Raw genomic sequence first — 24,714 nt, forward strand, 5'->3', positions numbered from 1 at the left:
TATTTTTCTAAGGCTTCGCTTGGCGAAGCCTTTTGTTGTTTTTTAAAGAGGTAGTTTATGCTTCCCGTGATCGCTCTTGTTGGGCGACCCAATGTGGGCAAATCCACATTATTTAACCGTTTAACACGTACTCGTGACGCCCTCGTTGCCGATTTTCCAGGCTTAACACGAGATAGAAAATATGGCCAAGCTGACTATGATGGCTATGAATTTATCGTGGTAGACACGGGCGGTATTGACGGCTCTGAGCAAGGTATCGAAACTGAAATGGCCGAGCAATCGTTACTCGCGATTGAAGAAGCCGATATCGTATTATTTTTAGTTGATGCGCGCGCAGGCATGACAGCCGCAGACCAAGCAATTGCTAATCACCTACGTAAACAGCAAAAGAAATGCTTTGTTGTCGCAAACAAAGTAGATGGTATTGATGCTGACTCATACTGTGCAGAGTTTTTTCAATTAAGCTTGGGTGATATTCACCACATTGCCGCGGCTCACGGTCGTGGTATTACGCAGTTACTTGAAACAACACTTCAACCAGTTATCGCTGAAATGGCTGCACAAAACGATGACGTTGAAGAAAGTGATGACGAATTAATTGATCTTTACAGTGAAGACGACGACAGCGAAGAGAACCAACAAGCATTTGCAGATAAACCTGTAAAACTCGCAATCATTGGTCGCCCAAATGTGGGTAAGTCTACGCTGACTAACCGTATTTTAGGTGAAGAACGCGTTATCGTTTACGATATGCCAGGTACTACACGCGACTCTATCTACATTCCGATGACGCGTAATGACAAAGAGTACATCCTTATTGATACCGCTGGTGTTCGTAAGCGTAAAAAAGTAAGCGACGTTGTTGAGAAATTTTCTGTTATCAAAACGCTGCAAGCTATTGAGGATGCAAACGTTGTATTACTGGTTGTTGATGCTCGCGAAGGCATTTCAGATCAAGACTTAAGCTTATTAGGGTTTGCCTTAAATGCAGGTCGTTCGCTCGTTGTAGCCGTAAACAAATGGGACGGCTTAGACGATTACGTTAAAGAGCGAATCAAATCTGAGCTTGACCGTCGTTTAGGCTTTATTGACTTTGCACGTTTACACTTTATCTCTGCGTTACACGGCACCGGTGTGGGTCACTTATTTGAATCAGTTGATGAAGCATATGAGTCTGCGACTAAGCGTATTAGTACTGCAATGCTACGTCGTATCATGGACATGGCTCAAGCGGATCATCAGCCACCTCTCGTTCGTGGCCGTCGTGTTAAGCTTAAATATGCGCATGCCGGTGGTTATAACCCACCACGTATCGTTATTCACGGTAACCAAGTTCATGACTTACCTGATAGCTATAAACGCTACCTAATGAACTACTATCGTAAAGCATTGAATATCATGGGCACACCTATCAAAATTGAATTTAGAGAAGGTGATAACCCATACGCAGGCCGCACCAATAAAGTGACCTTATCGCAAAAACGTAAAATACGTGCATTTGCGAAAGAAAACCGCAATAAGTCATAAACTTTATTCGGTCATGAAAAAACCTTGTACGCATTTGCCTACAAGGTTTTTACTAGTAACTTAAGCTTTGATCAACATATAAATCACCTATTATCTTCCCCATCTCTTTTTTCATTTGACTTACTTGGCTCTTATGTAGCTTCCTTGATTCATTGACACTAGAGCTTGCGACGGCAACGAGAGAATAAAGTGCTCGACTCCTTCCTTCAATAGCCTTTCTCCGACTAACAACATCTACATTCTTAATATATTGTTCTTTTAAATCAACAAAGTGGAGATAAACTAAAGATAAATCTTGTTCCTCTGGGTATGTTTCATCAGCGCACCAACAACTCAGCTGTATATCAATCTTATGAGTAATAAAATCTAAAAATTTAGGTGTATATATTTCCTTTTTTTCTATTGGATGAATGATCTGGAGAACTCCCCCATCGGCTAAAATTCTTAAGTAATTTATCGTGTCTATTGTTACAGTATTATCCGTCGTTATTGACTGAGTAATTATATTTTTTTTATCGATGACCTGGATTAAGTAGCCATTTTCAGTATTTTTTGAAATTAAAAAAAATTTTATTGGGTGCGCATCCCCCACAAGCTTAGTGACATAACCTGGGTGGGTTTGATATAGCTGGTAGTAAGAAAAGCTTTCTTTATCTAGGCCTAGCATTGAAAAATAAATTGCTTCTGTAATACGTGGGTGGCTGGTATTGGGCTGGTATTGGTATCGTGCGCTGCACAATTAAATACCATTACCGCCCCAAAAAGCAGTGCAGCTTTACGCTTATAATCCTTCATACTTAGCCTTCCTTGGTTTTAAAATTTGCTTTCTACAGTCAACCATATCCCAACAATCCGTTTCAGGTACGCCGTAATACCACGCTCTAAAAATCGGTTGATACTTTTCAATTACCCGTTGTTGCATACGTTTTGAAAAATGGGGTAAGTACATAGTTTTGATCACCGTAATGTGCCTTGTAATCGTCGCCCCCAAATTAAAGCGCGCTTGGCGATACCTAATGTCTGCTTTTTTATATTCCCTGCTATCAGGTGTAAAGTTTTGCATGTCTTGTTTAGGGGCAGTCGCCCACCCAGCTACTTTATTCATTTGTTCAGCAAACGGCTTAACGGTAAACGTGATATGAATAGGATCATCAGCATCGGTAGGCCCAAAACCTCGCGGAAATCCGCCTTGGTGATAATTAGGATGGGTAACCGTAAACTCAATCGATGCAAAGGCGTTGGGCTGTAATAAATCCAAACGCTCACGAGGGAAGGTAATTGGCTCATTAGCATAGGCAGTTTTAAAATATTTATAACCAAATTCAATACCACAACTACTGTGACCACACGATTCCGAATAGCCCGACTCTATTAAAAAAGGAAATTCTGGCACTGAGCCATCTTCTGTTTCAATCGTCACAACAATGGGCCCGCGATAACCATGTGCTTTATCAAATAAAAAATCACAGCCTAATGTCAAAAAACACGCCAGTAGCACACAGTAAAATTGCAGTGCAGCTTTACGCTTATAATCCTTCATACTTAGCCTTCCTTGGTTTTAAAATTTGCTTTCTACAGTCAACCATATCCCAACAATCCGTTTCAGGTACGCCGTAATACCACGCTCTAAAAATCGGTTGATACTTTTCAATTACACGTTGTTGCATACGTTTTGAAAAATGAGGTAAGTACATAGTTTTGATCACCGTAATGTGCCTTGTGATCATATCTCCTAAATTAAAGCGCGCTTGGCGATACAGAATGTCTGCTTCTTTATATTCCCTGCTATCAGGTGTAAAGTTTTGCATGTCTTGCTTAGGGCCAGTCGCCCAGCCAGCTACTTTTTTCATTTGTTCAGTAAACGGCTTAACGGTAAACGTGATATGAATAGGATCATCAGCATCGGTAGGCCCAAAGCCTCGCGTAAATACATTGTAGTGATAATTAGGATGAGTAACCTTAAAAAGAATTGTTGCATAGGCGTTGGGCTGTAATAAATCCAAACGCTCCCGTGGGAAGGTAATTGGCTCATTAGCATGCGTGGTTTTAAAGTATCTATAACCGGAGTCTATGCCACAACTACTGTGACCGCATGACTCTGTGTACACGGACTCTATCAAAAAAGGGAATTCTGGCACTGAGCCATCCTCTGTTTCAATCGTCACAACAATAGGCCCACGATAGCCATGAGCCTTATCGAATACCGTAGTGCAACTTGTTGTCAAAAAACACGCCAGTAGCACACAGTAAAATTGCAGTGCAGTTTTACGCTTATAATCCTTCATATTCAGCTTCCCTTGGCTTTAAAATATGTTCTTGGCAAGTCATTTTGTTCCAACAATCCGTTTCGGGTACACCGTAATACCACGCTCTAAAAATCGGTTGATACTTTTCAATTACGCGTTGTTGCATACGTTTTGAAAAATGGGGTAAGTACATAGTTTTGATCACCGTAATGTGCCTTTTAATCATCGCCCCCAAATTAAAGCGCGCTTGGCGATACCTAATGTCTGCTTTTTTATATTCCCTGCTATCAGGTGTAAAGTTTTGCATGTCTTGTTTAGGGGCAGTCGCCCAGCCAGCTACTTTTTTCATTTGTTCAGCAAACGGCTTAACGGTAAACGTAATATGAATAGGATCATCAGCATCGGTAGGCCCAAAACCTCGCGGAAATCCGCCTTGGTGATAATTAGGATGGGTAACCGTAAACTCAATCGATGCATAGGCGTTGGGCTGTAATAAATCCAAACGCTCACGAGGGAAGGTAATTGGCTCATTAGCATAGGCAGTTTTAAAATATTTATAACCAAATTCAATACCACAACTACTGTGACCACACGACTCCGAATAGGCCGACTTTATCAAAAAAGGGAATTCTGGCACTGAGCCATCTTCTGTTTCAATCGTCACAACAATGGGCCCGCGATAGCCATGTGCTTTATCAAATAAAAAATCACAGCCTGATGTCAAAAAACACGCCAGTAGCACACAGTACATTACTAAATTTTTCACACTATTAACCTTCTATTTTAATAATTATTTAGCGCTAATAATGGGGTTGTCGGCACTGCCACTAATTTGGTAGCTATAAATATTTGCAAGTTGCACCAGTTCAGGCGATAAAACAAGGCCGTTGTCTGTATCAAACAATAGCCCTAACTCTTTTAATAAATCAGCTTTATTGTTTTTTAAAATATAACCAAGCGCTTCATCTCTTTCATAGCGAGTCATGCTTTTATTTGTACCTACCATTAACATTATTAGCTATTGATTAAGAACACCATATAAACGACTCTCATTTACATGCCTTAATAAGGCCAGTTTATTTTTCAAAATAAAATAAAGATAAGAAATTTTTTCATTGTTTAACACACGTTCTTTATTTAGATTAGTCTCAACATTATTGAGCTGTATAACTAAATTTTGAATATAACTTAAACCATAACCAGCTTACGTTCTAAGATCTTCTATTTCAGACTCTATTTGATTGACATCATTTAAATTAACAGCGAGTAATTTAGAGCTAAAAAGCAGCAAACCAACCAAAAAAACAAGATACAAAACTACTAGGCCTAATTTCCATAACTATTCCTTATCATTAAAATTCCCCCTTTATTAAAACAAACATTACATCAATTCAATAATGTATCAAACAAAATAAATATTAAAAAACAGAAAGAATAATAAATCACTACATTAAAATAAAAACAAACAAAATATAACTACAAAAAGAAAAAACAAAAATTAGCTATTAAACAACTCAAATAACATTGCAAATAAAAAACAGCTTAATTTATTCAACTTACAAGGACGTTTATTTATCTATGTATATTTTTCTCCTCATGCTTTTTCATAATTTTTAATTTCTGAGCATATAAAAAGAGTCAATTTAAGAGCTCTGGCAACATCATCATCTGAACTTGTTGGCAACATAAATGCAGGTGATAAATATGCAGTTATCGGTACAAGAAGCACCGGTAGCTGGTTAAATATTTAGCACAACGATGCATCATACTAGGCTTATGGCAGTGGATATTTCGGTCAAACTCAGGGCTCTTATATTGAGTTATCTCAAGATCAAGATGGGAATGATATAGGCTCTGTTCCAAGTGATTCGCGAATAGTAGTTTTACAGGAAATAGGCGACAGTGTTTTAACCTGGTTTGATGGTAAGCTAAGCCGTTTGAATAAATCAGATGTTGATCTAGACATTCCTGTTAGTGATTATGAATTTACCTCAACCCCTTCCACCCAAGTTATGATTGAAGAGATATTTTCATATTCCATTACTGTTAATTATGTTGGAGGCGTTGAATATACCCTTGTTAAAGCACCTAGTGGCATGGTAATTAACCGAAATGAAATAACGTGGATGCCTTCTGATTCAGATATTGGGCAATCCACGGTTATTATTCGTGCAATAATTGATGACCAAGTCATATTGCAATCATTTACTATCGATATTTCAGCACCATTTTCATTGTGTAATAATTTAAGTGATATAAATACCAAATTCATAAGACAGAAGAGCTAGGCAAGAACTCTAACAACTATAAAAAACCTTGTACGCATTGTGAAGGTTTTTTTATCCCTGCAAAACAGCAAAAACTGTGCTTTATTTATAGGACGAATAAAAACAAGAGCACAATGAATGGAGTTTATAAGTCAGGTTATTTACGTCGATAACGTAGAAGAAGTACTCGACTTTTATTATCAAGCATTTGGTTTTAATACCAATCATATAAGTGACGATGCAGAATACGGTGAGCTCGTAACGGGCACGGTGAAATTAGCGTTTGCCACTCACCCACACGCGCAATCTTATTTTAAGCAAGGCTACATTCGCGCACACCCGAAGCAACCCGCATTGGGATTTGAATTAAGATTTAGTTGTGAAAACCTAGCACAAAGCTACGATAAAGCCGTACTTGCAGGTGCTGAACCTTTATGCCCACCGACAAAAAAAGACGCCCAACATTATGCCTATGTAAGGGCTATTGAAGGTACATTGGTGTGCCTCATTGAGATTTAACTTTTTGTCAGCTCGGTATGCAGCTCTAGTGTCAGCACGCGAAGTTCCTCAAGGCGATCTAAGCTCATATTAGAGCGTGCCATTAACTTAGCCGTTAATTCTTCCGCGTCTGTTTTAAGCTGTATGCCCTGCTCTGTTAACGAGATCACTTTTTTGCGTTCATCTTCACTAGAGACTTGGCGAGTTAACAAGCCTTTTGCTTCTAACCGTTTCACAATAGGGGTCAGTGTGCCAGAGTCTAAATGCGTATCAAAAGAAAGCTCTTTTAAGCTTACTTGATTTCTGTACCACAAAGAATGCATCACGATGTATTGCGGATAGGTTAAGTCATACGCTTCGAGTAAAGGGCGAAACGCTCTTATTAGCGCATTAGTCGCACTGTAAAGCGTAAAACACACATTGTCTGATAAGTTTTGAGTCATTGCAGTGCCTTAAAGATAATTACTGCGGCTATTATTACGTTAATTTACTTTGCGCGCAAATTATTTTCGAATAACACTTGCCATTTGCCTAAAAGATCATTAAATTGATCACAAATAGTTTGCGCACAAATGTTTTGCGTGAATCTTAGTTTGTTATTTCACTAGCATTGCTAGATTAAAAAATACGAGGTTTTTATGGCTACAAGTCAACAGATTCATTTAGTATCACGCCCTACAGGCATGCCGACCCACAATAACTTCAAGCAAGTAGAAATAACATTGCCTGAACTACAAGACGGTGAAGTCTTAATTAAAAACACCTGGATGTCAGTCGACCCTTACATGCGCCCACGTATGATAGATCGTGAATCTTACATCGAACCCTTTAAATTAAACGACGTTATGGATGGCGGTGCCATTGGCGAAGTAATTGAATCACGTAACAATCAATTTCCTGTTGGCAGTAAAGTAACTCACCTTAGTGGCTGGCGCACTGCACACATTAGCGATGGCAGCGACTTAACCTTATTACCTGATGTACCACTGCCTGATCAATTATTTTTAAGCACCATGGGTATGACAGGTTTAACTGCATGGGCAGGCCTTACAAAAGTTATCACTCTAAAAGAAACAGACACTGTGTTTGTATCTGCTGCATCTGGCGCAGTCGGCAGTGTTGTGTGCCAAATTGCTAAGCTAAAAGGCTGTAAAGTTATCGCCTCGGTGGGTTCAGATGAAAAAGCACGCATGGTAAAAGACTTAGGGGTTGATGCTGTAATCAACTACAAAACCGTTGAAAACCTTACTCAAGCACTTCAGCAAGCCGCTCCACAAGGGATTGATGTTTACTTTGAAAATGTCGGTGGCGACCACCTTGAAGCAGCATTAAATGTGATGAACGATTACGGCCGCATTCCTGTTTGTGGCATGATCTCAGGTTACAACAACGACACGGCGCAACCTGGGCCAAATAACTTATTCTTCATTAACTCTAAAAAGTTAACCGTACAGGGCTTTATTGTTATTGATTATTTTGACCAATTCCCTGAATTTATCGAGCAAATGGGCGCATGGCTCAGTGAAGGTAAAGTTAAGTCTGAAGAAACAGTATACGAAGGCATAGAAAATGCCGTAAATGCTTTTCTTGGTTTATTCGAAGGTAAGAATAAGGGCAAAATGCTGGTTAAGCTATAACACGCTAAACGTGTAATAAACAGCCTGTGTCTTCGCTGACACAGGCTTTTTAATAGTGAAAAAATTTAAAAAATACCATCGTCGAAACCAGAAACACATATGAAACAAAAACACAGCATAACGATGTTTTATACCACTGTGCTTAATTAAGTGGTCTATTTTTAGGCAATAAAACCGCGTTGATAACAAAGCAAAAATGTCGTTATTTAGTTGTGCTCGGCAATTGCTCCTGCATTGCTCTACCTGCATCCATGCAGTCGTAAATCAGACATGTTTAACGCAGGTAGCGACTGGTTTAATCACTCACAATGATTAAGTATTATTGCACAATGGTATTAGCAATGGCTCGCACAGTTTCGTTTTTTGCGTTATTGAACAGTTTATTTAAAAATACATAAATTCAACCCACTAAATTACTTAATCAGCACGGTAGAGCGAACCACCGTATTGATTCCTAATCAAGTGTCCCTTACTTAGCCCTGCTTCAATAAATGTCATCATTAAACCAACCAAGGGGACAAACCAAAGTAAGCAGTTCCAGCCTGATTTTCCAATATCATGCCAACGTTTAGTCTGGGACGCCATGAGTGGCCATTGAAATAAAATAAAGACACCAATAAATAAAAACACATCAATGACAGCAATGGTCTGAGTCAATAGATAAAACCCATGTACAAACCAGAACTGTTTACGATTTAAACGCCCTTGAAAAGAAAACAGTACATCACAAATAGCTAAATCTCGAGGTTTCGAGAGGTACATCGCTTTGCGAGTTAGCTCAGCCTCAGGGGCTTTATATAGGTTATCAGCCATTCAAAAGCGATAAGTATGCCAGCTGTGCCAGTTTTTCTAATGGTGAGCTTGCCTTAGATTCTGGTTTTTCAGCATCAACAGAATAACGCCTTTTTGGGATCTTAACTTGAATAAAGCCATGGTTGTTTGCCATATCGAGACGGAATAGTTCACGTTCTTTTGGGGTTAGGTGATTTTCATGAATTTTTTCAAGTTCACCATTATCAAGCCAAATCGCGGCACAGTTGGGGCACTCATCTAACTCAACTACTTTAAGCGGGGTAAAAAAACGCCGCATCATCACGATATCAGGGCACTTAGGGCAATTAATCCGCTTGGTAAGATCAATGCATTCTGTCGGTAATGTTTGTAAGTGTGCGACCAACACCTGTGCTGTTTTTAAATTGGGATCGCTGAAGTGAAATATTTGCCGATTATCAAAAAACACGCCACCCGTTGATGAAAAATACACCTTAGTATCGCCAATACTCACCTCATTAAGGGGTGTATTTGTGCGTGGACAATCCATAAAACATCCTTGTTTTTAATATTAGTTAAGCGCTTTTAAAATAAGCGGTTTTAATGGTTCTGGCAATGCGATTTGCCCACCTAAAACAAACTCATGTGCTTCACTCGACATTTTTTGCCATGTTTTACGAATGATCCCCAGCCATTTCGCCTCGTCGTAATCAGGTTTACTCATTGCAAAATCAAGCATGTAATGCTCAATAAATACCAAACTTGCAATATCTTCTATCAGCTGGCTGTCAGGGTTATGTTTAATATTCTTTTTAGCAACCGCAGCATACACACGCTCACAATCAGCTATTGAATAGCCCGCAGTTTTCATTAGCGCAGTCACTCGCTCAGCATGAAAATCGTATAACGCGCCTCGCCACTGATAATAACCCTGCTTACCTAAAGGGAAATCACTGCGAGGTGAGCGCCAACGTTCAATATGCTGACCTCGTGCAGCAATGTGCATTAACTCATCAGCGTCAGGTTTAAAACGCGTTAGCATGTCTGTCATACGCATCGCATACAGGAATTCTTTTGCATATGACTGCCCCTCGAACTTCACACTATTTGGATCAGCATTATTTGCATTATCTATTGCTTTTATTACAGCTTGGTACATAGGAGTTCTTTCTTAAGTATTTGCAAGTTATTGTAATCTGGTCTGTTACATTTTGCTATTTTGTTGAAATTGATGAGTAATTATTGAGCTTTGCTAGACAATAAAGCAACCCTAAACTAGTATTTTTCAGTAAGTAATTTCATACTTTAATTGCCTAAGAGTTTAGGGATGCCCTTGCTGAAGAAAAATAAAATCTCTCAATCGTTACTTTCCTTTATCATTAGTTTCGGCTTATTTTCAACGATTGCATTCAAGGTGTATTTTGATAGGCAAGAAATGCATGAGCTGGAACAAAAAACGATTTTGAATAGTTACAGTAGCGATGTTGAAAAGGCCATTCTCAATGCCCTTCAAGGCCCTTATTTAGTGCGCGCAGCAATGCGTGACTATTCATACACACAAGAGCAGTTCGAAACACTCGCCAAACAAATCCTTAATCACAGCGATGGCAGCCAAACGATCCAGTTGGCGCCAAACGGAATTATTGCCTACAGCTATCCATTACTAAGCCATGAAAGTGTCATCAATGCAGACTTATTCAAAAACAAAACCATCCAAGATTCTTTGCAAAAAACGATACAAACCAAACAAATGCAACTTGATGGGCCTAAAGAGCTCTCACAAGGTGGACAAGGGTTAGTCGCACGCCTACCTATTTTTAAACAAGACACCCTTTGGGGCTTTAGTATTGCTGTGCTGCGCTTTCCTGAATTTATAAGCAATATTAAACCTAAACTTGCCTCTGCATCTCATCGTTTTGAAGTCTGGCAAAAACAAGACACCAATTACCGGCCTTTACTCGCTAATCAGACGTTTGATGAAAGTGAATGGCTAACTCAGCCGATCATGATAAAAAATCAGCAATGGGTAGTCGGCATTAAAGACCAATTTATATTGCGTAGTCACACCGAAATTGCTGTTTTACTGCTGTTCTCACTGCTGTTGTCATCTATCAGCTGTTATTTGTTTTTTATCACGGCGCGTCTTCGCGAGCACGAGCATAATTTAGAAGAATTAGTACAAAAGCAAACAGTCGAACTTTCAGAACAAGCGTTAGCACTCAAACAAGCACAATCATTGAGTGGTGTGGGGAGCTGGCACTTATCACCCGATACGGGAACGCGTCATTTATCAGCCCAAGCCAAAGTGCTTTTTAACTCAGATTCGGCAGAACAAACGATCAACGCTATCTGTAACAGCATCGACAGTTTTTATAAAAATGCCTTTTTAAATTTTATCAATTCACGCCCAAATACGCCTATAGAGCTTGAGTACACCATAAAAATTAATGGCGAAAAGCGCTGGTTTCACGAACTTGCAGAGTGGAACTTTAAAACCAACACTTTAGTGGGGACTGTCGAAGACGTCAGTGACGAAAAACACCAGCAACATGAACTCTATCGGCAGGCTAATTTTGATCCAATGACCGGACTGGCTAATCGCCATTACACTGAAAAATACATCACCAGCTTATGTCCTCAAAATCAATATAACTCAGGACTTACCTTGTTATGCGTTGAAATAAAAGGCTTTCGACAACTCGAAGATATCTATGGTCATAATTTCATAAACGAATTACAAATAATCATTGCCAATCGTTTAATAGAGTTTGCAGAGCACTACCACGCATTTTGCGCCCATATTAAACCCGGGTGTTTTCTACTGCTGTTAAAAGAAGCTATTTTTGATGAAAAGCTTGCAACCTTTGTTGATAAACTTCAACACCAAGTTGCTGGTTTAATTGAAACCGCAGGCACGGCCCACTTTTATCATTTTTATATTGGTGTGGGTTATCCTCATTTACAAAGTCTCGATGCAAGAGAGCAAATTAATACGGCACTTATTGCAATGAATGAGTGCCATAGCTTAGAAAAAACATTCACTATTTACAGCCAGTCTCTAAAAGATAAGCTGATAGCAAAGAGCGACTTAGAAAGTGATTTGCGTCACGCCCTCTCTACCGGTAAGCAATTGAGTATGGTTTACCAACCCATTCTTAATACCAAAACAGGGGCGTTGGTTGCATGCGAGGCATTAGTTAGGTGGCAGCATCCTGTTAGGGGCTATGTGTCACCAAACGAATTTATCGCCATTGCAGAGCAGTCTGCGTTGATCAACTTATTATCGCGGTGGATCATTGCCAAAGTCGCTGAAGACTGTCACCGATTAGTGGAAAATAACATTCATATAAGAATGTCGATAAACCTGTCTCGTAAACAGTTTTCAGATGCGCATCTCGTAAAACGTTTAAGCCAAGAAAAAATGACCTTGTTCCCGGCAGATCAAGAAATAAACCTTGAGATCACTGAGTCTGCTCTTTTTCAAAACACACAATATGCCATTAGCTTAATGCACAAACTAAAAACAGCGGGCTTTGATTTATCGCTTGATGACTTTGGAACGGGTTATTCATCGCTTGCGTCCATACAGCAATTCCCCCTTGATAACGTGAAAATAGACCGCGCGTTTATTTGTAATTGCGTCGAAAACCCGCGTGACGGTCTTTTTTTACAAACCATGAGTGACTTGGCGCATCATTTAAACTTAACCATCACTGCCGAGGGGGTCGAAAGCTCAGAACAATGGCAACTGGTCAGTGATAAAGGCATTGATTACATTCAAGGGTATTTAATTTCAATGCCATTACCAATCGAAAAGTTTATTGAATTTGATCCTGCCCCGTAAGATCGCGGGCAATACTTTGCTGAGGCTTTTCAATCATTCGGGTAAGTTCTGTGCCATCATCACTGATAATGATGGTAGGGGTGTAACGTAAGTCATGCTTCTTTGCGAGGCCGTTAGGGTCGAGCTTGTCGTAGCCAACCGCAACTAAACGCAATGAACCAAGTTGCACTTTAGCCATATCAAGCAATTTTAAAAAGCGCGGTACTTCGCGTTTTGAATCATGGCACCACGTGCCTAAAAAAACTAAAGCTTGCTTGCCTTGCAGTGCTTTTATTGTGTTTAGGTCATTTTCGCTTGGCGAATAGTCTTCATATTCTTCGCTAAATTCAGCGTAGTTTTTAAGTAAGTCTGCAACCGTTATATCGCCAGCATAGGGCGCTTCAGCGGCAAACAGCGTCGTTGACAAAAGCACCACAAAGGCACTCAATACATATTTCATAATTATTATTCTCTACGCTATTAAAGTCCCACAATAACTAATTGCGCTTATTTACACCAGTTTTAGGTGCGTTCAAAACAACACTAAACGCTCTAAAATAAACCTCTACGATGAATAAAAACATGTGCATTAATAGGGTTAAATCAACATCCCTGCTTTCAATTCGACCTATGACCACACGCTATTCGCAAAATCTTAAAATCTACCCTATTATATTAGTTATAACTAATATAATGAGAATCACCATGGTCACAGCAAAAAGAGTCAGCGGTCTTTTAGTACTTTTCAGTTCAATGAGCTATGCACAAACAACACCGCCAAATATCGCGAGTTTGGAGAGCGAAGCCGTTGAGCGCATTGCATTATTTGCAAACACACTCAAATCTGAACTTGGTGAGGCAATACAGCAAGGTGGGCTTGTTGCAGGGATTGATGTGTGCCAAATGAAGGCGCCCGCTATCGCTGAAAGTTTGTCAATCAATGGCTGGAAAGTCGCTCGTAAAAGCAGCAAAAACCGAAACCCGAACAATAAACCCGATGGTTGGGAGGCCGAGAAAATAGCCGAACTTCTGGACATGCTACGAAACAGCGAAAGCATCGAGAATGTCACATTTTCAACCACCCGCGATGGTCAGTTTCGCTTTGCCAAAGCCATAAAAGTTGCCCCGGTGTGTTTAGCCTGTCACGGTGAAAAAATATCACCAGAGGTAAAACAAGCGCTCAATAATCATTACCCTAACGACTTAGCAACTGGGTATAAACTAGGCGATTTAAGAGGCATTTTTTCTGTGAGCAAAACACTGGAAACCCCCTAATACAATGCCATGATGGTGTATTTGTAAGTAACTTAGGCTCGCATAGTGCACCATTAGCCATTAATATAAGCGCAAATAAAATTAACCTAGGTGTAGTTTATGTCGACCCCTCCTTGCCCAAAGTGTCAATCGGAATACGTATACCCAGATCAAAATAACCTCATATGCCCTGAATGTGGGCATGAATGGAATCCAACGGCTGTAAATAGCGATGACGTGATCACAGTAAAAGATGCCAACGGCACTTTATTGGTAGATGGCGACAAAGTGACAGTTGCTAAAGATTTAAAAATCAAAGGCAGCTCACAAGTCATTAAAATTGGCACCAAAGCTGTTATTCGCCGAGTGCTCGATAAAAAAGACCACGAGCTCGACTGTAAAGTAGACGGTATCGGCGAAATGATGGTCACTGCAAAATTTGTAAAGAAAGCTTAAGCTTGCGCGTCCTCAGCCAGCCATGACAACATGGCGCTGCGGACAACTTCAACATGCTCGCCGCCCACAGTCCAGTGACAAACACCTTCAAGCTCAATAAACTGAGCCTTATTTCGGGCATATTTTTTTGCCATTGCTCGCTGTGCTTTGATGGGGGTCACCCTGTCTTTATTGCCCGCAATGATAAGTATTGGGCAGCGAATTGATGCACTATTAACGCGTGAATAACCCGTTGGAAAAAAGCCACTTACCCCCATTTGAAATGTAGCCCGCCCCGACTCATAAGTCGCATGCTGATATATTAGCTGCTGAACCGAATCAGGTTGCGTATTCGCAATACCATAACGAATCTGCGCAAGCGTGATGTGTGTTACCCGCCGCCATAGCGGAAATAAAAATAAATTACGTCCAAATGTGCGAATAACAGACCAACTCCATGCATTGATCCCCCCCGGTGCGGCTGATGAAAGTAAAATAAGCTTGGCAACATGCGTCCTTGCTGCGACCAATTGAGCCAGTAACCCACCCATCGAATGACCAACTATAATGGCAGGCCTATCAAGCTTGGCTATTTCTGCCATAATAAACGCAACATAATCTTGTAAGCGCAGCTTCGCTAATGTCTGTTTATCTGCCGTTGTATAACTTGATTTGTCAAAATGCATTGGCAACGTTAATGCATGAACTTCAAAGCCCTGTTGCGTAAATACTGCCGCCACGTCTTGCATAGCCACCGCGGTGCTCCACATACCATGAATAAGGACAACGGGTGGTTTATTTTTAAACTGTGTATTCATGCCGTTCATACCATTTATTAACCCATCGAAACGACAGCTTATGTGTGCTGATGTCGACGTTTGTCGTTGTTAAACTGTAAAACATCATTGGCAATTGGGTCCTGAGTGAGCGTTTGTTTATCTTTACCATAATGCATTGTTACCACCCACGGTGGTTAAACAATAAAAGCCACAGTTGTGGCTTTTATTTCACACAGACTCGCTTTTTGTAACAAGCCGTTCGGGTATGTGTAAGGTACGCTGCGGAAATGGAATCGTTAAGCCTGCGTCTTCGATTGACTCTTTAACGCGCTTATTTAAATCCCAATACGTTTGCCAATAATCGTCATTTTTAGCCCACGCTCTAAGCTGTATATTAACTGCACTTTCGGCCATAGCCGATACCATAACGTGAGGTGCAGGCTCTAAAAGTAAGCGAGGTTCACTGGCAGCAATACGTTTTAAAACATCGAACCCTTCATCAATCGAATCGGCATACGAAATACCCACAACAATATCCATGCGGCGTTTACCATTTCGAGTAAAGTTTTTAATATTGTTGCCCCACACAATCCCGTTCGGTGATGCGATATATAAGCCATCGATGGTTTGAAAAATAGTGGTGAACAAATTAACTTCAGAAACTGTTCCTTGCATTGAACCTATTTCAACAAAGTCACCCACTTTAAAGGGCCTTAAAATAAGTAACATCATGCCAGCAGCAATATTACTTAAAGTATCTTTAAGCGCTAAACCAATCGCGAGGCCTGCGGCCCCCACTAACGCAATCAAACTTGCGGTATTTACGCCAAAAATATCTAAAATAAACACACCACCAATCACATATACCGTATAGCCTGTAACCGATGACAAAATAGGCAAGAGTGTGTCGTCTACTTTATTCAGTTTTGAATGAGAGTTTTTAATCGCCTTTTTCACAGACTTGGCGATAAGCGCACTGGCAATCAAAATTACAATCGCCAACACCAATTTGTAGCCCAGCGCAATAATAGTCTGTGAGTGATTAAGCCAAAAATCGCTAACCGTTTGTTTCATACTATGTCCTGTATAATATATTTATATTTCAATTCGTTAACTTAATTGCTTACTGAAAACAGTAACCACGTATTATAGGCACAGTACACAAGCAGTAGCCCAACCCCTTCAACTCTGTTTATTCTGCCAGTCCTGCGATAACCATAAGCAAACACTAATAAACATAGCGTTAAAGAGAACATCGCTAACCAATCACGCATTAATAAATCACTTGAAAGATTAACGGCAGGCGCAATAACACCAGCAATGCCTGTCACCGCTAAAATATTAAACATGTTAGAGCCAATCACGTTACCAATGGCAATATCGTGTTCACCTTTTCGCGCTGCGACAACTGAGGCGGCAAGTTCAGGTAACGACGTACCCAGTGCCACAATAGTTAAGCCAATAATTAAATCGCTTATTCCCATAAGTTCAGCAATATTTACCGCCCCCCACACAAGTAAACGAGAGCTGGAAATGAGTACAATAAGCCCGATGACTAACCAAGTAATAGCCGCCTTAAGCGACATAGGTTGGGCACTCAGTTCCTGCTCAACATCGTTTTGTAAGGTATCGTTTTTGCTTTTTAGCGCAGCAAAAATACTCCAGCCAATAAAGGCTAGAAACCCAAGTAATAATACAATGGCATCAAAACGCGTTAGGCTGTTGTCCCATATCAACACAGCAAGCAAAATACTAACAAGCAGTAATAGTGGCAGCTCTTTTTTAACAATCGTTGAATGAACGACAATCGGCGAGATAATAGCTGTAAGGCCCAAGATCAGCCCTATATTTACGATATTTGACCCAACGGCATTCCCTAATGCAAGCTCGGGGCTGCCGTCTGCCGCTGCCATAGCTGACACCAACATTTCTGGCGCAGACGTGCCAAAGCCAACAACGATCATGCCAATTAAAAGAGTTGGCATACCCGCATATTTAGCACTGACAGCGGCACCATCAACAAATCGATCGGCACTCCAAATCAGCAATGCAAAACCGCATAAAATAGCGAGGACAAAAGTAATCATATGAACTCCCGGCGCATCAGTGGTAACAAAATGACCGACTTGAACATTGCGTAGTCACCCAGACGACACGCTAGAAAAGTAATAAACACGAGCAGACCCCTTAGGGCGGAATACAATAAGGCATGCACTATGCCCGCCCGGAACACAGTAGATGCCTTAAGTCTTGTCAATCCATACTACGGACATGAACGCCACGAACGAATGTTCGGAGACTGTTGACGTTCATCTTAGTAACTAAGCGACTACTCCCCTAAGGTTAGGCGTAGACTATATAACCAAAAGTCACAAGTACAAAGTAAAATCTACACCTTTTTTACTTGTTTTTTTTACCACGATTCGACTTCTTAAACAGAGTAACGTTCGACGACAATACCCGCCACATCACATGCTTTACAGTGCAATTCCCAACCACCAGCCCAAGTTCGAGCATGAAGACTTGCATGGCAAAGTGGACACACTTCATCAGCAAATGTACTTGGAGTTAGCGCTTTTGCACGCTTAGAAAAAAACCTTAAAAACCACAAAATGTTATCATCGATGTTTATCGCAAGATCGCGACGTAAGGTATCGCAAAATGCGTTAAAGACTGCCTGCTTGTATTCCCGTTCATGTTCAGGCGATTTTGCAGCATACAGACCAAGATAGTGATCGATTTCTTTAACACGTTCAGGCCATGCGTGTGCGTCTATATGATGTTGGCAATCAATCAGTTCTGCCAATGTATAATTTGCGTAATCTGGTTTTATCATCGTAAATTTCCTCCTTAAAACTCACTCGGATAAAGCGAGCCATTTTTATTTATCTCTGCTAACCACTGCTCAAACAAGGTATTAGCATCTGCAAGCTCATTCTGTGACAAGCGTGGGGAGTGCTTTTGCTCAAACCAAGCATAGCGATTATATAAATCATTATTTTGCGTCATTTCCATAAGCAAACGATTAATCGCATAGGCTTTAGCCGCACTGTTTACGCCCACTTGTTCATCGACAAACATATACGTGCTTTTTCATTTCCCTGCATCGCTGCGCGCTCTATCAATTCTGCCCTTGCAAGTTTAGTAGGAAATTGCGAACGCACATAAAATTCAGGTGTTAAACGTAAACATAGCATCCCACGATAAAATGCAAATTGCTAGATTACGCTAGCCCAAAAAACTTGAATGCAAGACATAGCTGCCCAACAGGTGCCTTACATTCAAGCATTAAAAATATGCTAGCGAGTCAGCATATTAACGGTCATTATAATAAGCAAAGTGGCAAATATTTTTTTGATCAATGACACTGGCCATGTCTGCGTTGCTAAGGCCCCCCAAGGCGCAGTAAACCAAGACGTACAAACAATACCCAACAGAGCCGGTAAATAAACAAACCCTGCAAAACCGTCTTGCAATGCAAAGTACTGACTACCCGCACTGATGTAACCTACCGAACCAAAGAGCGCAATAACAATGCCACAAGCCGATGCACAGCCAATGGCTTTTTTCATATCGACTGAAAAAAACGTTAATAATGGCACAAGCACCGCACCGCCCCCAATACCTATCATGGCCGATAAGCCACCGGTGATTGTGGTTAAAAATGTAAGCAGGCCTTTATTAGGTAATTGGCGCGCAGTGGATGTATCTCCCCTGCCCCCAAAAATCATTTTAAGCGCAATGAGCACAACGCAAATAGCGAATACTAACCTCACCACATTTTCTGGTAATAACGCCGCAATAAACCCACTGATGAGCGCACCAAGTGCCACACCAACCATCACCCAAGGCGCAATTTCCCATGGCACATTACCATTTTTATGATGCGCTATTGCTGACGACGTTGAAGTAAAAAGTATGGATGCCAATGAGGTTGCAATAGCCACTACCACGACCTGCTCTGCGGGTAAGACATTAAAGTGCAGTAATATAATGCTGAGTATTGGCACAATCACTAAACCGCCACCAATCCCTAATAAACCGGCTAAAAACCCAACGCCACTGCCAAGTAAAGCGCAGTAAAGCACCAACACGATTAATTCACTCATTCCCTTTATCTCTGTTATTCGTTTAGATTTCGAGTATATCAATTAAAGGAACAATAGTTGCGGCGTTAAGTATTGAATATTACTCACGTTTCACATGAAAAAACCACATCATAGCCTCACCCATTTAGCCATCTAGACTTTCAAAGTATGTTTAAGTACTTTGCACCCATATTAAATACACACCACAAGAGTACGTCCCTTTAATGTATGAATCGCATTCATGTTTTACCTGAAATAAAAACGTTTTTCTTCATGCTCCAGAGCACGTATAAATTTATTAACGCTGCAAAGGTTACTAAAGCTAATTGAGTAGCCTGTTATGACTAACACAGCGATAAATAATTAAACAGCAGTCACGTTTTCGGATTAAACATTGGATACCTACAGCCATGAAAAATGATTTTACATTTACTATTAAGCGCATTTGCTTGGATGAAAACTACCATCCATCAAACAGCACGCGTATCACTACCAACTTTGCAAACTTAGCAAGAGGCGAAAGCCGTAAACAGAACCTACGCAATGCTTTAAAAATGATTAATAATCGTTTTAATGCCTTAGCAAATTGGGATAACCCACAAGGCACTCGCTACTCTGTTGAACTGGAAATTATTTCTGTTGATATCGATATTGCGAACAGTGGCGACGTTTTTCCCTCTATTGAAGTGTTAAAAACGAATATTATTGATCACCAGACCGATGAACGAATCGAAGGCATTGTGGGTAACAACTTCTCATCTTATGTTCGCGACTATGACTTTAGTGTGTTGCTGCTTGATCATAATAAAAGTAAAAGCCAATTTAGCATCCCCGATAACTTTGGCGACTTGCACGGCAAGCTGTTTCAACACTTTGTAAGCTCTGATACTTATAAAAGCCACTTTAAAAAACCACCGGTTATTTGCTTAAGCGTATCTGACAACAAAACCTATCACCGCACTGAAAACCAGCATCCAATTTTAGGGGGAGAGTATCAGCCAAATGAAACATCATTAACCGAACAATACTTCAAAAAAATGGGCTTACAAGTGCGTTACTTTATGCCTCCTAACAGTGTGGCTCCTCTGGCATTCTATTTTTTTGGTGATTTGCTTAACGATTACACTAACCTTGAGCTAATTAGCACCATTAGCACCATGGAGACCTTTCAAAAGATCTACAGGCCAGAAATTTATAACGCCAATGCAGTCGCAGGGAGCCGTTATAAACCAAACTTAAAGAACCAAGATCATTCATTAACACAGATTATTTATGACCGTGAAGAGCGCAGTCAGTTAGCTGTTGCACAAGGCAAGTTTGCCGAACAATACTTTATAAAGCCCTATAAAACAGTGCTTGAGCAATGGTCTAGCAATCTGGCCTAATAACAAGATAACTAAGCGATTATTATGAAAAAATTATTACCTACTTCAACCGCTGGCAGCTTGCCAAAACCGTCTTGGTTGGCACAGCCAGAAACGCTTTGGTCACCCTGGAAATTACAAGGAAGTGAACTTAGCGATGGCAAGCATGATGCTCTGCGTGTTTCGTTACATGAACAACAGTTAGCAGGTGTTGATATTGTGAGTGATGGCGAACAAACCCGCCAGCACTTTGTCACCACCTTTATTGAACACTTAACAGGGGTTGACTTCGAAAACCGTAAAACCGTTAAAATACGTGACCGTTACGATGCCAGTGTGCCGTGTGTTGTTGGACCTGTATCACGTACCAAACCGGTGTTTGTTGACGATGCCAAATTTTTACGCGCACAAACCAAGCAGCCAATCAAATGGGCGTTGCCGGGTCCGATGACCATGATCGACACCCTGTACGATGACCATTATCACAGCCGCGAAAAGCTCGCCTGGGAATTTGCTAAAATTCTTAATCAAGAGGCCAAAGAGCTTGAAGCTGCAGGTGTCGATATAATTCAATTTGATGAGCCCGCTTTTAATGTGTTTTTTGACGACGTTAACGACTGGGGAATTGCCTGCCTTGAAAGAGCAATCGAAGGGCTGCAATGCGAAACCGCCGTTCATATTTGTTACGGTTACGGCATTAAAGCCAATACCGATTGGAAACAAACATTGGGCAACGAGTGGCGCCAATACGAGGAAATATTTCCTAAGCTACAAAAATCGAATATCGATATAATTTCACTCGAATGTCATAACTCGCGTATACCAATTGAATTACTTGAGCTGATCCGTGGGAAAAAAGTGATGGTAGGCGCTATTGATGTCGCACGCAATGAAATAGAAACCCCAGAAGAGGTTGCCGCAACACTGCGTGAAGCACTCAAATATGTTGATGCCGATAAGCTCTACCCTTGCACCAACTGCGGCATGGCCCCATTGCCCCGAGATATCGCAAATGACAAATTAAAAGCCCTCAGCGCAGGGACAGAGCTTGTACGAAAAGAGCTGCTAGCTAATTAATCCTCACGAAAAACAACGACATTACAGATAAACAAGCAGGTAGCGTGCTACACGACACCTGCTTTTTTACTTCACGCTATTCAAAAAATCGTAATTCCTTAATTTTAAGCAATTTCTGAATGTTTAATCACCCTTTCCGACTGGCTAACATAACTACATTCACCAATACTGTAACGGCAATAAACACAACCCAATAAAAAATAAGGAACCTTGATGCTGTCGAATATACCGCGCTTTAAAATTGACGATATTTTGATGGCCATCAAAAACAACGAGTTCTTTTTAGTCGCACAGCCACAAGTCAACCTCGACACATACGAACTGGTCGGGTTTGAATTTCTGGCACGCTGGAACCATCCTAAATATGGTGTCATCGCACCATTTCATTTTATTGATCTACTTGAAATAAATGAACAATGTTATTTATTAACACTCACACTGTTTGAGCGAATGCTGCAGACCATTCAGCCCCTTGATAATACGAAAACGGCTATTCACTATTCATTAAATATGTCAGCTAATGACCTCACCATTGAAGGCTTCGCCAAACAAATCGGTCATTTAATCAATCAATACCAGATAAATGCAGATTCGATTGTACTCGAAGTCACCGAAACCGCAGGCATTTTCAGCAACCAAAGCGTGGCAAACCTAAGACAACTCAGTCAATTGGGTATTCAACTTGCTATTGATGATTTCTGGACGGGCTTTTCGACACTCGAAACGATTCGGTTAAATGTGTTTAGCGAAGTAAAAATTGACTACTCCTTAACCTCGCAGCTTATTAATGACAAAGCAAGCATGGCAGGCATGAATGCTATTCTTCAACTGTGCAGTGATTTAGAGCTGCGTTGTGTAATCGAAGGCATAGAAACCTGCATGGCACGAGGCATTCTTATTGAAGCAGGCGCCAAAATTGGTCAGGGCTTTTTATTTGACAAAGGGGTTGAGGAGCACGCTCTTAAAGAGTGGATTACTAATTATACTCACAGTCAATACAGCGCAAAATGTGATAACGCCACATTGTTACTCAGTGAAAAAGAGCTTCGTTTACTAGAGCTTCGCCCACATCCTTCTTGGCTATGGGATTTCAACACCAATAAAGTCATTTGGGCAAATCGTTCTGGGGTTAAATTTTGGGGAGTAGAGAGCCTCAAAAACTTACAAGCAAAAACATTCAACTTAATGAGTTACTCAGTTAAAACACGGCTAAAAAGCTATTATCGACGCTTTGTTTCAGGAGAAGCCGAAATAAGTTCTGAATGGGATTTTTACCCAAATGGTCGGCACAAAAAAGTCTTTTGTATTCAAATCCCCCGCGTTTCACAAGAAGGTAACTACGTTATGATGGTGCATGCGTTTGAAGGGTTTCATTCGCGCCTCCCCAATAAAAAGCACTTCGATTCAACAAACCAGTTCCCCGCCCCTTTTATCATTGTTAATGAGCAAGGAGCGCTAACACGAATCAATAAACACGCCCATATTGAGATTGATATTCAAACAGACCAAATTAGCGAAATAATTGCCTCTGATGATTTTCAAAACATAAAATCAGCCTGCCGAGGAGGGCATTTGGTGCAAACATTTGTAAAAAACCAAAAGAGTGATTGCCAAGACGTACTCTACATTCGCGCTTTAATGGTGCCGGATCAAAATACGTCTGAACAATGTGTTTACCACATAGTGTTAGTGCCTATCAGCGATTTACTCGCCAACGAGATACCCGCGCTAAAACCTGTAGACAATTAAAATTAACACCAATAGGAAGAACAAAACACATTACATTGACCATAGAATAAGCGTAATAACAATATTCAGTAACTTACTCAATGTTCTAACCCCTCATAGCAACACGACATTTAGGCATTAAGGTTGAAAATGCTGCAGACACTTCAAAATCAATAGAGCTTATAAAGTAGCAAAAATATAAAATACCGTAATTTAGCCACGGTAATTTAAGCCTGCCCAACGCATTGAGCAGTCTGTCAAAGAGCATTAAAGTTAGAAAATATAAATGAAACCGACGCCTATTTCACTTTCATAATTACTACGCGCGATGGGGCTTTTCCTTACATCACTGCTGAAGTACTCAAAAAGAGCTTCCGCGTAAATCTGCCAATTATCATTCATATTATGTCGGTAACTGTAATCAACGCCAAACGAGCGTAATCCCCCACTCAAAGAGGTCGTTTCTAAGCCTGATGCCGCAGATTGCATTTCGTCTATACCAAACCCTTTGTTGGCATAGTCACTATCATGAAAAACAGCCACTAGATTAACTTCAGAACCCGACCCATCCGTGTGGGTTCCAAAGCGTCTGCCCACCCCAAACAAACCTAAATTTCCATCTTCACTTGCCACAACACGGCTTACTAGCCAGTAACGCCAATCAGGTGTGAAAGAACGACGAGCCTGAAACACCAGTTCAAACCCTTCTTCTTGATCACCTAACCCATCTAATCGGCCATCATCTGAATCGCTTTCTTCTCGCCCCTCATCAAAACCTACCGATGCCTCTAACAACCAATCATTGTTTCGAAGACCACGCCAACCAAATGCTTCTCCAGCAAAATAAAATATATTATCGCCCTTACGCCATTGCACCGCTCCCGCAGGCTGTAATTCAAACCCAAATTCGTCTGAACCTTCGTAAGCCGTTTCATATTCAACGCCTGCACCAAGCCCAAAGCTCCAGCCGTCTTTCCCTTTAGTGAAATCATCTAATGAAGGTAAAGGAAACAGTGCTTCTCTATCCTCTAAAGCCAGTACTGAAGGGGTTGCCAACCCATAAATACAAGAAAGAAAAATTGGTAAAAACTTTTTCATCTATTTCATCCTCTCAAAATTTATTGTGGGGTCTGCATGGCAGATCCTATTCTTGTAGAGAGATCGACCAACAACGGCAGTATGCGAATGCTATTGCATCGTATAAGTGTAGCAATAGAGAC

Annotated in this window: 28 protein-coding genes; 10 read left to right on the forward strand and 18 right to left on the reverse strand. The window is 40.7% G+C overall.

All coding sequences use genetic code 11. The features are described 5' to 3' along the window. Window positions 1-57: 57 nt before the first annotated feature. The gene (gene der, locus LPA49_RS07055) at window positions 58-1,527 is read left to right on the forward strand and encodes a ribosome biogenesis GTPase Der (RefSeq protein WP_036972413.1); all 1,470 of its coding nucleotides are present in this window, start codon (window positions 58-60) and stop codon (window positions 1,525-1,527) included. A 52-nt stretch (window positions 1,528-1,579) separates the two neighbouring features. On the opposite strand, the gene LPA49_RS07060 is transcribed toward der, so the two are convergent. From LPA49_RS07060 to LPA49_RS07080, 6 genes are read right to left on the reverse strand one after another with little or no spacing between them, the layout of a single operon-like run. Next, entirely contained in the window at window positions 1,580-2,194 is a 615-nt protein-coding gene (locus LPA49_RS07060) for a hypothetical protein (RefSeq protein ID WP_065979599.1), read from the reverse strand. Next, on the reverse strand, window positions 2,188-2,322 hold the full coding sequence (locus LPA49_RS22320; protein ID WP_268260725.1) for a hypothetical protein: 135 nt from the start codon (window positions 2,320-2,322) through the stop codon (window positions 2,188-2,190). The genes LPA49_RS07060 and LPA49_RS22320 overlap by 7 nt, the downstream gene beginning before the upstream one ends. Continuing rightward, on the reverse strand, window positions 2,309-3,067 hold the full coding sequence (locus tag LPA49_RS07065; RefSeq protein ID WP_230236165.1) for a hypothetical protein: 759 nt from the start codon (window positions 3,065-3,067) through the stop codon (window positions 2,309-2,311). Before LPA49_RS07065 ends, LPA49_RS22320 begins: the two co-directional genes overlap by 14 nt. Then, the gene (locus LPA49_RS07070; protein WP_065979600.1) at window positions 3,054-3,812 is read right to left on the reverse strand and encodes a hypothetical protein; all 759 of its coding nucleotides are present in this window, start codon (window positions 3,810-3,812) and stop codon (window positions 3,054-3,056) included. Before LPA49_RS07070 ends, LPA49_RS07065 begins: the two co-directional genes overlap by 14 nt. Continuing rightward, the gene (locus tag LPA49_RS07075) at window positions 3,799-4,539 is read right to left on the reverse strand and encodes a hypothetical protein (RefSeq protein ID WP_230236167.1); all 741 of its coding nucleotides are present in this window, start codon (window positions 4,537-4,539) and stop codon (window positions 3,799-3,801) included. Before LPA49_RS07075 ends, LPA49_RS07070 begins: the two co-directional genes overlap by 14 nt. A gap of 24 nt (window positions 4,540-4,563) precedes the next feature. Continuing rightward, the gene (locus LPA49_RS07080; protein ID WP_141687270.1) at window positions 4,564-4,758 is read right to left on the reverse strand and encodes a hypothetical protein; all 195 of its coding nucleotides are present in this window, start codon (window positions 4,756-4,758) and stop codon (window positions 4,564-4,566) included. 952 nt (window positions 4,759-5,710) lie between these two features. On the opposite strand from LPA49_RS07080, the gene LPA49_RS07085 reads away from it, so the two are divergent. After that, window positions 5,711-6,061 (forward strand): hypothetical protein, encoded by a 351-nt coding sequence (locus tag LPA49_RS07085; protein WP_065979602.1) that lies wholly within the window; start codon window positions 5,711-5,713, stop codon window positions 6,059-6,061. Window positions 6,062-6,178: 117 nt separating this feature from the next. Next, complete coding sequence (locus tag LPA49_RS07090) at window positions 6,179-6,559, forward strand: VOC family protein (protein ID WP_036972420.1); 381 nt, start codon at window positions 6,179-6,181, stop codon at window positions 6,557-6,559. Here the strand turns inward: LPA49_RS07090 and LPA49_RS07095 are convergent. Continuing rightward, window positions 6,556-6,981, reverse strand: a complete 426-nt coding sequence (locus tag LPA49_RS07095; protein ID WP_036972421.1) for a MarR family winged helix-turn-helix transcriptional regulator — start codon at window positions 6,979-6,981, stop codon at window positions 6,556-6,558. The two genes, LPA49_RS07090 and LPA49_RS07095, sit on opposite strands and share 4 nt — an antisense overlap. A 195-nt stretch (window positions 6,982-7,176) precedes the next feature. Here LPA49_RS07095 and LPA49_RS07100 point away from each other — a divergent pair, with 195 nt between their 5' ends. Continuing rightward, window positions 7,177-8,175 (forward strand): NADP-dependent oxidoreductase, encoded by a 999-nt coding sequence (locus tag LPA49_RS07100; protein ID WP_118845078.1) that lies wholly within the window; start codon window positions 7,177-7,179, stop codon window positions 8,173-8,175. A 417-nt stretch (window positions 8,176-8,592) separates the two neighbouring features. Here LPA49_RS07100 and LPA49_RS07105 read toward each other — a convergent pair whose 3' ends face one another. The 3 genes from LPA49_RS07105 to LPA49_RS07115 are packed head-to-tail and all read right to left on the reverse strand — an operon-like array spanning window position 8,593 to window position 10,105. Then, window positions 8,593-8,988, reverse strand: a complete 396-nt coding sequence (locus LPA49_RS07105; protein ID WP_182396714.1) for a DUF805 domain-containing protein — start codon at window positions 8,986-8,988, stop codon at window positions 8,593-8,595. After that, window positions 8,981-9,496 (reverse strand): zf-TFIIB domain-containing protein, encoded by a 516-nt coding sequence (locus tag LPA49_RS07110; protein ID WP_230236169.1) that lies wholly within the window; start codon window positions 9,494-9,496, stop codon window positions 8,981-8,983. Before LPA49_RS07110 ends, LPA49_RS07105 begins: the two co-directional genes overlap by 8 nt. A gap of 21 nt (window positions 9,497-9,517) precedes the next feature. Then, complete coding sequence (locus tag LPA49_RS07115) at window positions 9,518-10,105, reverse strand: DUF4202 domain-containing protein (protein ID WP_230236171.1); 588 nt, start codon at window positions 10,103-10,105, stop codon at window positions 9,518-9,520. A 174-nt stretch (window positions 10,106-10,279) separates the two neighbouring features. On the opposite strand from LPA49_RS07115, the gene LPA49_RS07120 reads away from it, so the two are divergent. After that, complete coding sequence (locus tag LPA49_RS07120; protein ID WP_176714564.1) at window positions 10,280-12,790, forward strand: bifunctional diguanylate cyclase/phosphodiesterase; 2,511 nt, start codon at window positions 10,280-10,282, stop codon at window positions 12,788-12,790. Here LPA49_RS07120 and LPA49_RS07125 read toward each other — a convergent pair. Next, window positions 12,765-13,229: a thioredoxin family protein gene (locus tag LPA49_RS07125; RefSeq protein WP_036972428.1), complete on the reverse strand. Its 465-nt coding sequence runs from the start codon at window positions 13,227-13,229 to the stop codon at window positions 12,765-12,767. The two genes, LPA49_RS07120 and LPA49_RS07125, sit on opposite strands and share 26 nt — an antisense overlap. Before the next feature lie 245 nt (window positions 13,230-13,474). Here LPA49_RS07125 and LPA49_RS07130 point away from each other — a divergent pair, with 245 nt between their 5' ends. Next, entirely contained in the window at window positions 13,475-14,044 is a 570-nt protein-coding gene (locus LPA49_RS07130) for a DUF3365 domain-containing protein (RefSeq protein ID WP_074988515.1), read from the forward strand. 99 nt (window positions 14,045-14,143) lie between these two features. Then, the gene (locus LPA49_RS07135) at window positions 14,144-14,479 is read left to right on the forward strand and encodes a zinc ribbon domain-containing protein YjdM (protein ID WP_074988514.1); all 336 of its coding nucleotides are present in this window, start codon (window positions 14,144-14,146) and stop codon (window positions 14,477-14,479) included. Here the strand turns inward: LPA49_RS07135 and LPA49_RS07140 are convergent. The 6 genes from LPA49_RS07140 to LPA49_RS07165 form a co-directional block, all read right to left on the reverse strand. Continuing rightward, window positions 14,476-15,276 (reverse strand): alpha/beta hydrolase, encoded by an 801-nt coding sequence (locus LPA49_RS07140; RefSeq protein ID WP_065979609.1) that lies wholly within the window; start codon window positions 15,274-15,276, stop codon window positions 14,476-14,478. The two genes, LPA49_RS07135 and LPA49_RS07140, sit on opposite strands and share 4 nt — an antisense overlap. Window positions 15,277-15,465: 189 nt before the next feature. Continuing rightward, window positions 15,466-16,311 carry a mechanosensitive ion channel family protein gene (locus LPA49_RS07145; protein ID WP_074988513.1) on the reverse strand — a complete coding sequence of 282 codons (846 nt, stop codon included), beginning with the start codon at window positions 16,309-16,311 and terminating at the stop codon, window positions 15,466-15,468. A gap of 41 nt (window positions 16,312-16,352) precedes the next feature. Further along, entirely contained in the window at window positions 16,353-17,324 is a 972-nt protein-coding gene (locus tag LPA49_RS07150) for a calcium/sodium antiporter (RefSeq protein WP_065979611.1), read from the reverse strand. Between the two features lie 344 nt (window positions 17,325-17,668). After that, entirely contained in the window at window positions 17,669-18,073 is a 405-nt protein-coding gene (locus tag LPA49_RS07155) for a hypothetical protein (RefSeq protein ID WP_036972435.1), read from the reverse strand. Between the two features lie 14 nt (window positions 18,074-18,087). Next, window positions 18,088-18,318 carry a hypothetical protein gene (locus tag LPA49_RS07160; protein WP_065979612.1) on the reverse strand — a complete coding sequence of 77 codons (231 nt, stop codon included), beginning with the start codon at window positions 18,316-18,318 and terminating at the stop codon, window positions 18,088-18,090. Between the two features lie 218 nt (window positions 18,319-18,536). Beyond that, complete coding sequence (locus LPA49_RS07165; protein WP_065979613.1) at window positions 18,537-19,346, reverse strand: sulfite exporter TauE/SafE family protein; 810 nt, start codon at window positions 19,344-19,346, stop codon at window positions 18,537-18,539. 389 nt (window positions 19,347-19,735) lie between these two features. Here LPA49_RS07165 and LPA49_RS07170 point away from each other — a divergent pair, with 389 nt between their 5' ends. The 3 genes from LPA49_RS07170 (at window position 19,736) to LPA49_RS07180 (ending at window position 23,515) form a co-directional block, all read left to right on the forward strand. After that, entirely contained in the window at window positions 19,736-20,710 is a 975-nt protein-coding gene (locus LPA49_RS07170) for a DUF1852 domain-containing protein (protein WP_230236172.1), read from the forward strand. A gap of 24 nt (window positions 20,711-20,734) precedes the next feature. Further along, window positions 20,735-21,766 (forward strand): methionine synthase, encoded by a 1,032-nt coding sequence (locus LPA49_RS07175; RefSeq protein ID WP_180311772.1) that lies wholly within the window; start codon window positions 20,735-20,737, stop codon window positions 21,764-21,766. A gap of 213 nt (window positions 21,767-21,979) precedes the next feature. After that, a complete protein-coding gene (locus tag LPA49_RS07180) occupies window positions 21,980-23,515 on the forward strand; it encodes an EAL domain-containing protein (protein ID WP_230236174.1) in 1,536 nt (511 codons plus the stop codon). Window positions 23,516-23,767: 252 nt separating this feature from the next. Here LPA49_RS07180 and LPA49_RS07185 read toward each other — a convergent pair whose 3' ends face one another. Next, the gene (locus LPA49_RS07185; protein WP_230236176.1) at window positions 23,768-24,592 is read right to left on the reverse strand and encodes a MipA/OmpV family protein; all 825 of its coding nucleotides are present in this window, start codon (window positions 24,590-24,592) and stop codon (window positions 23,768-23,770) included. Window positions 24,593-24,714 lie beyond the last annotated feature (122 nt).

The organism is Pseudoalteromonas sp. MB41 (assembly GCF_020966275.1).
GTDB classification, from domain to species: Bacteria; Pseudomonadota; Gammaproteobacteria; order Enterobacterales; family Alteromonadaceae; genus Pseudoalteromonas; species Pseudoalteromonas lipolytica.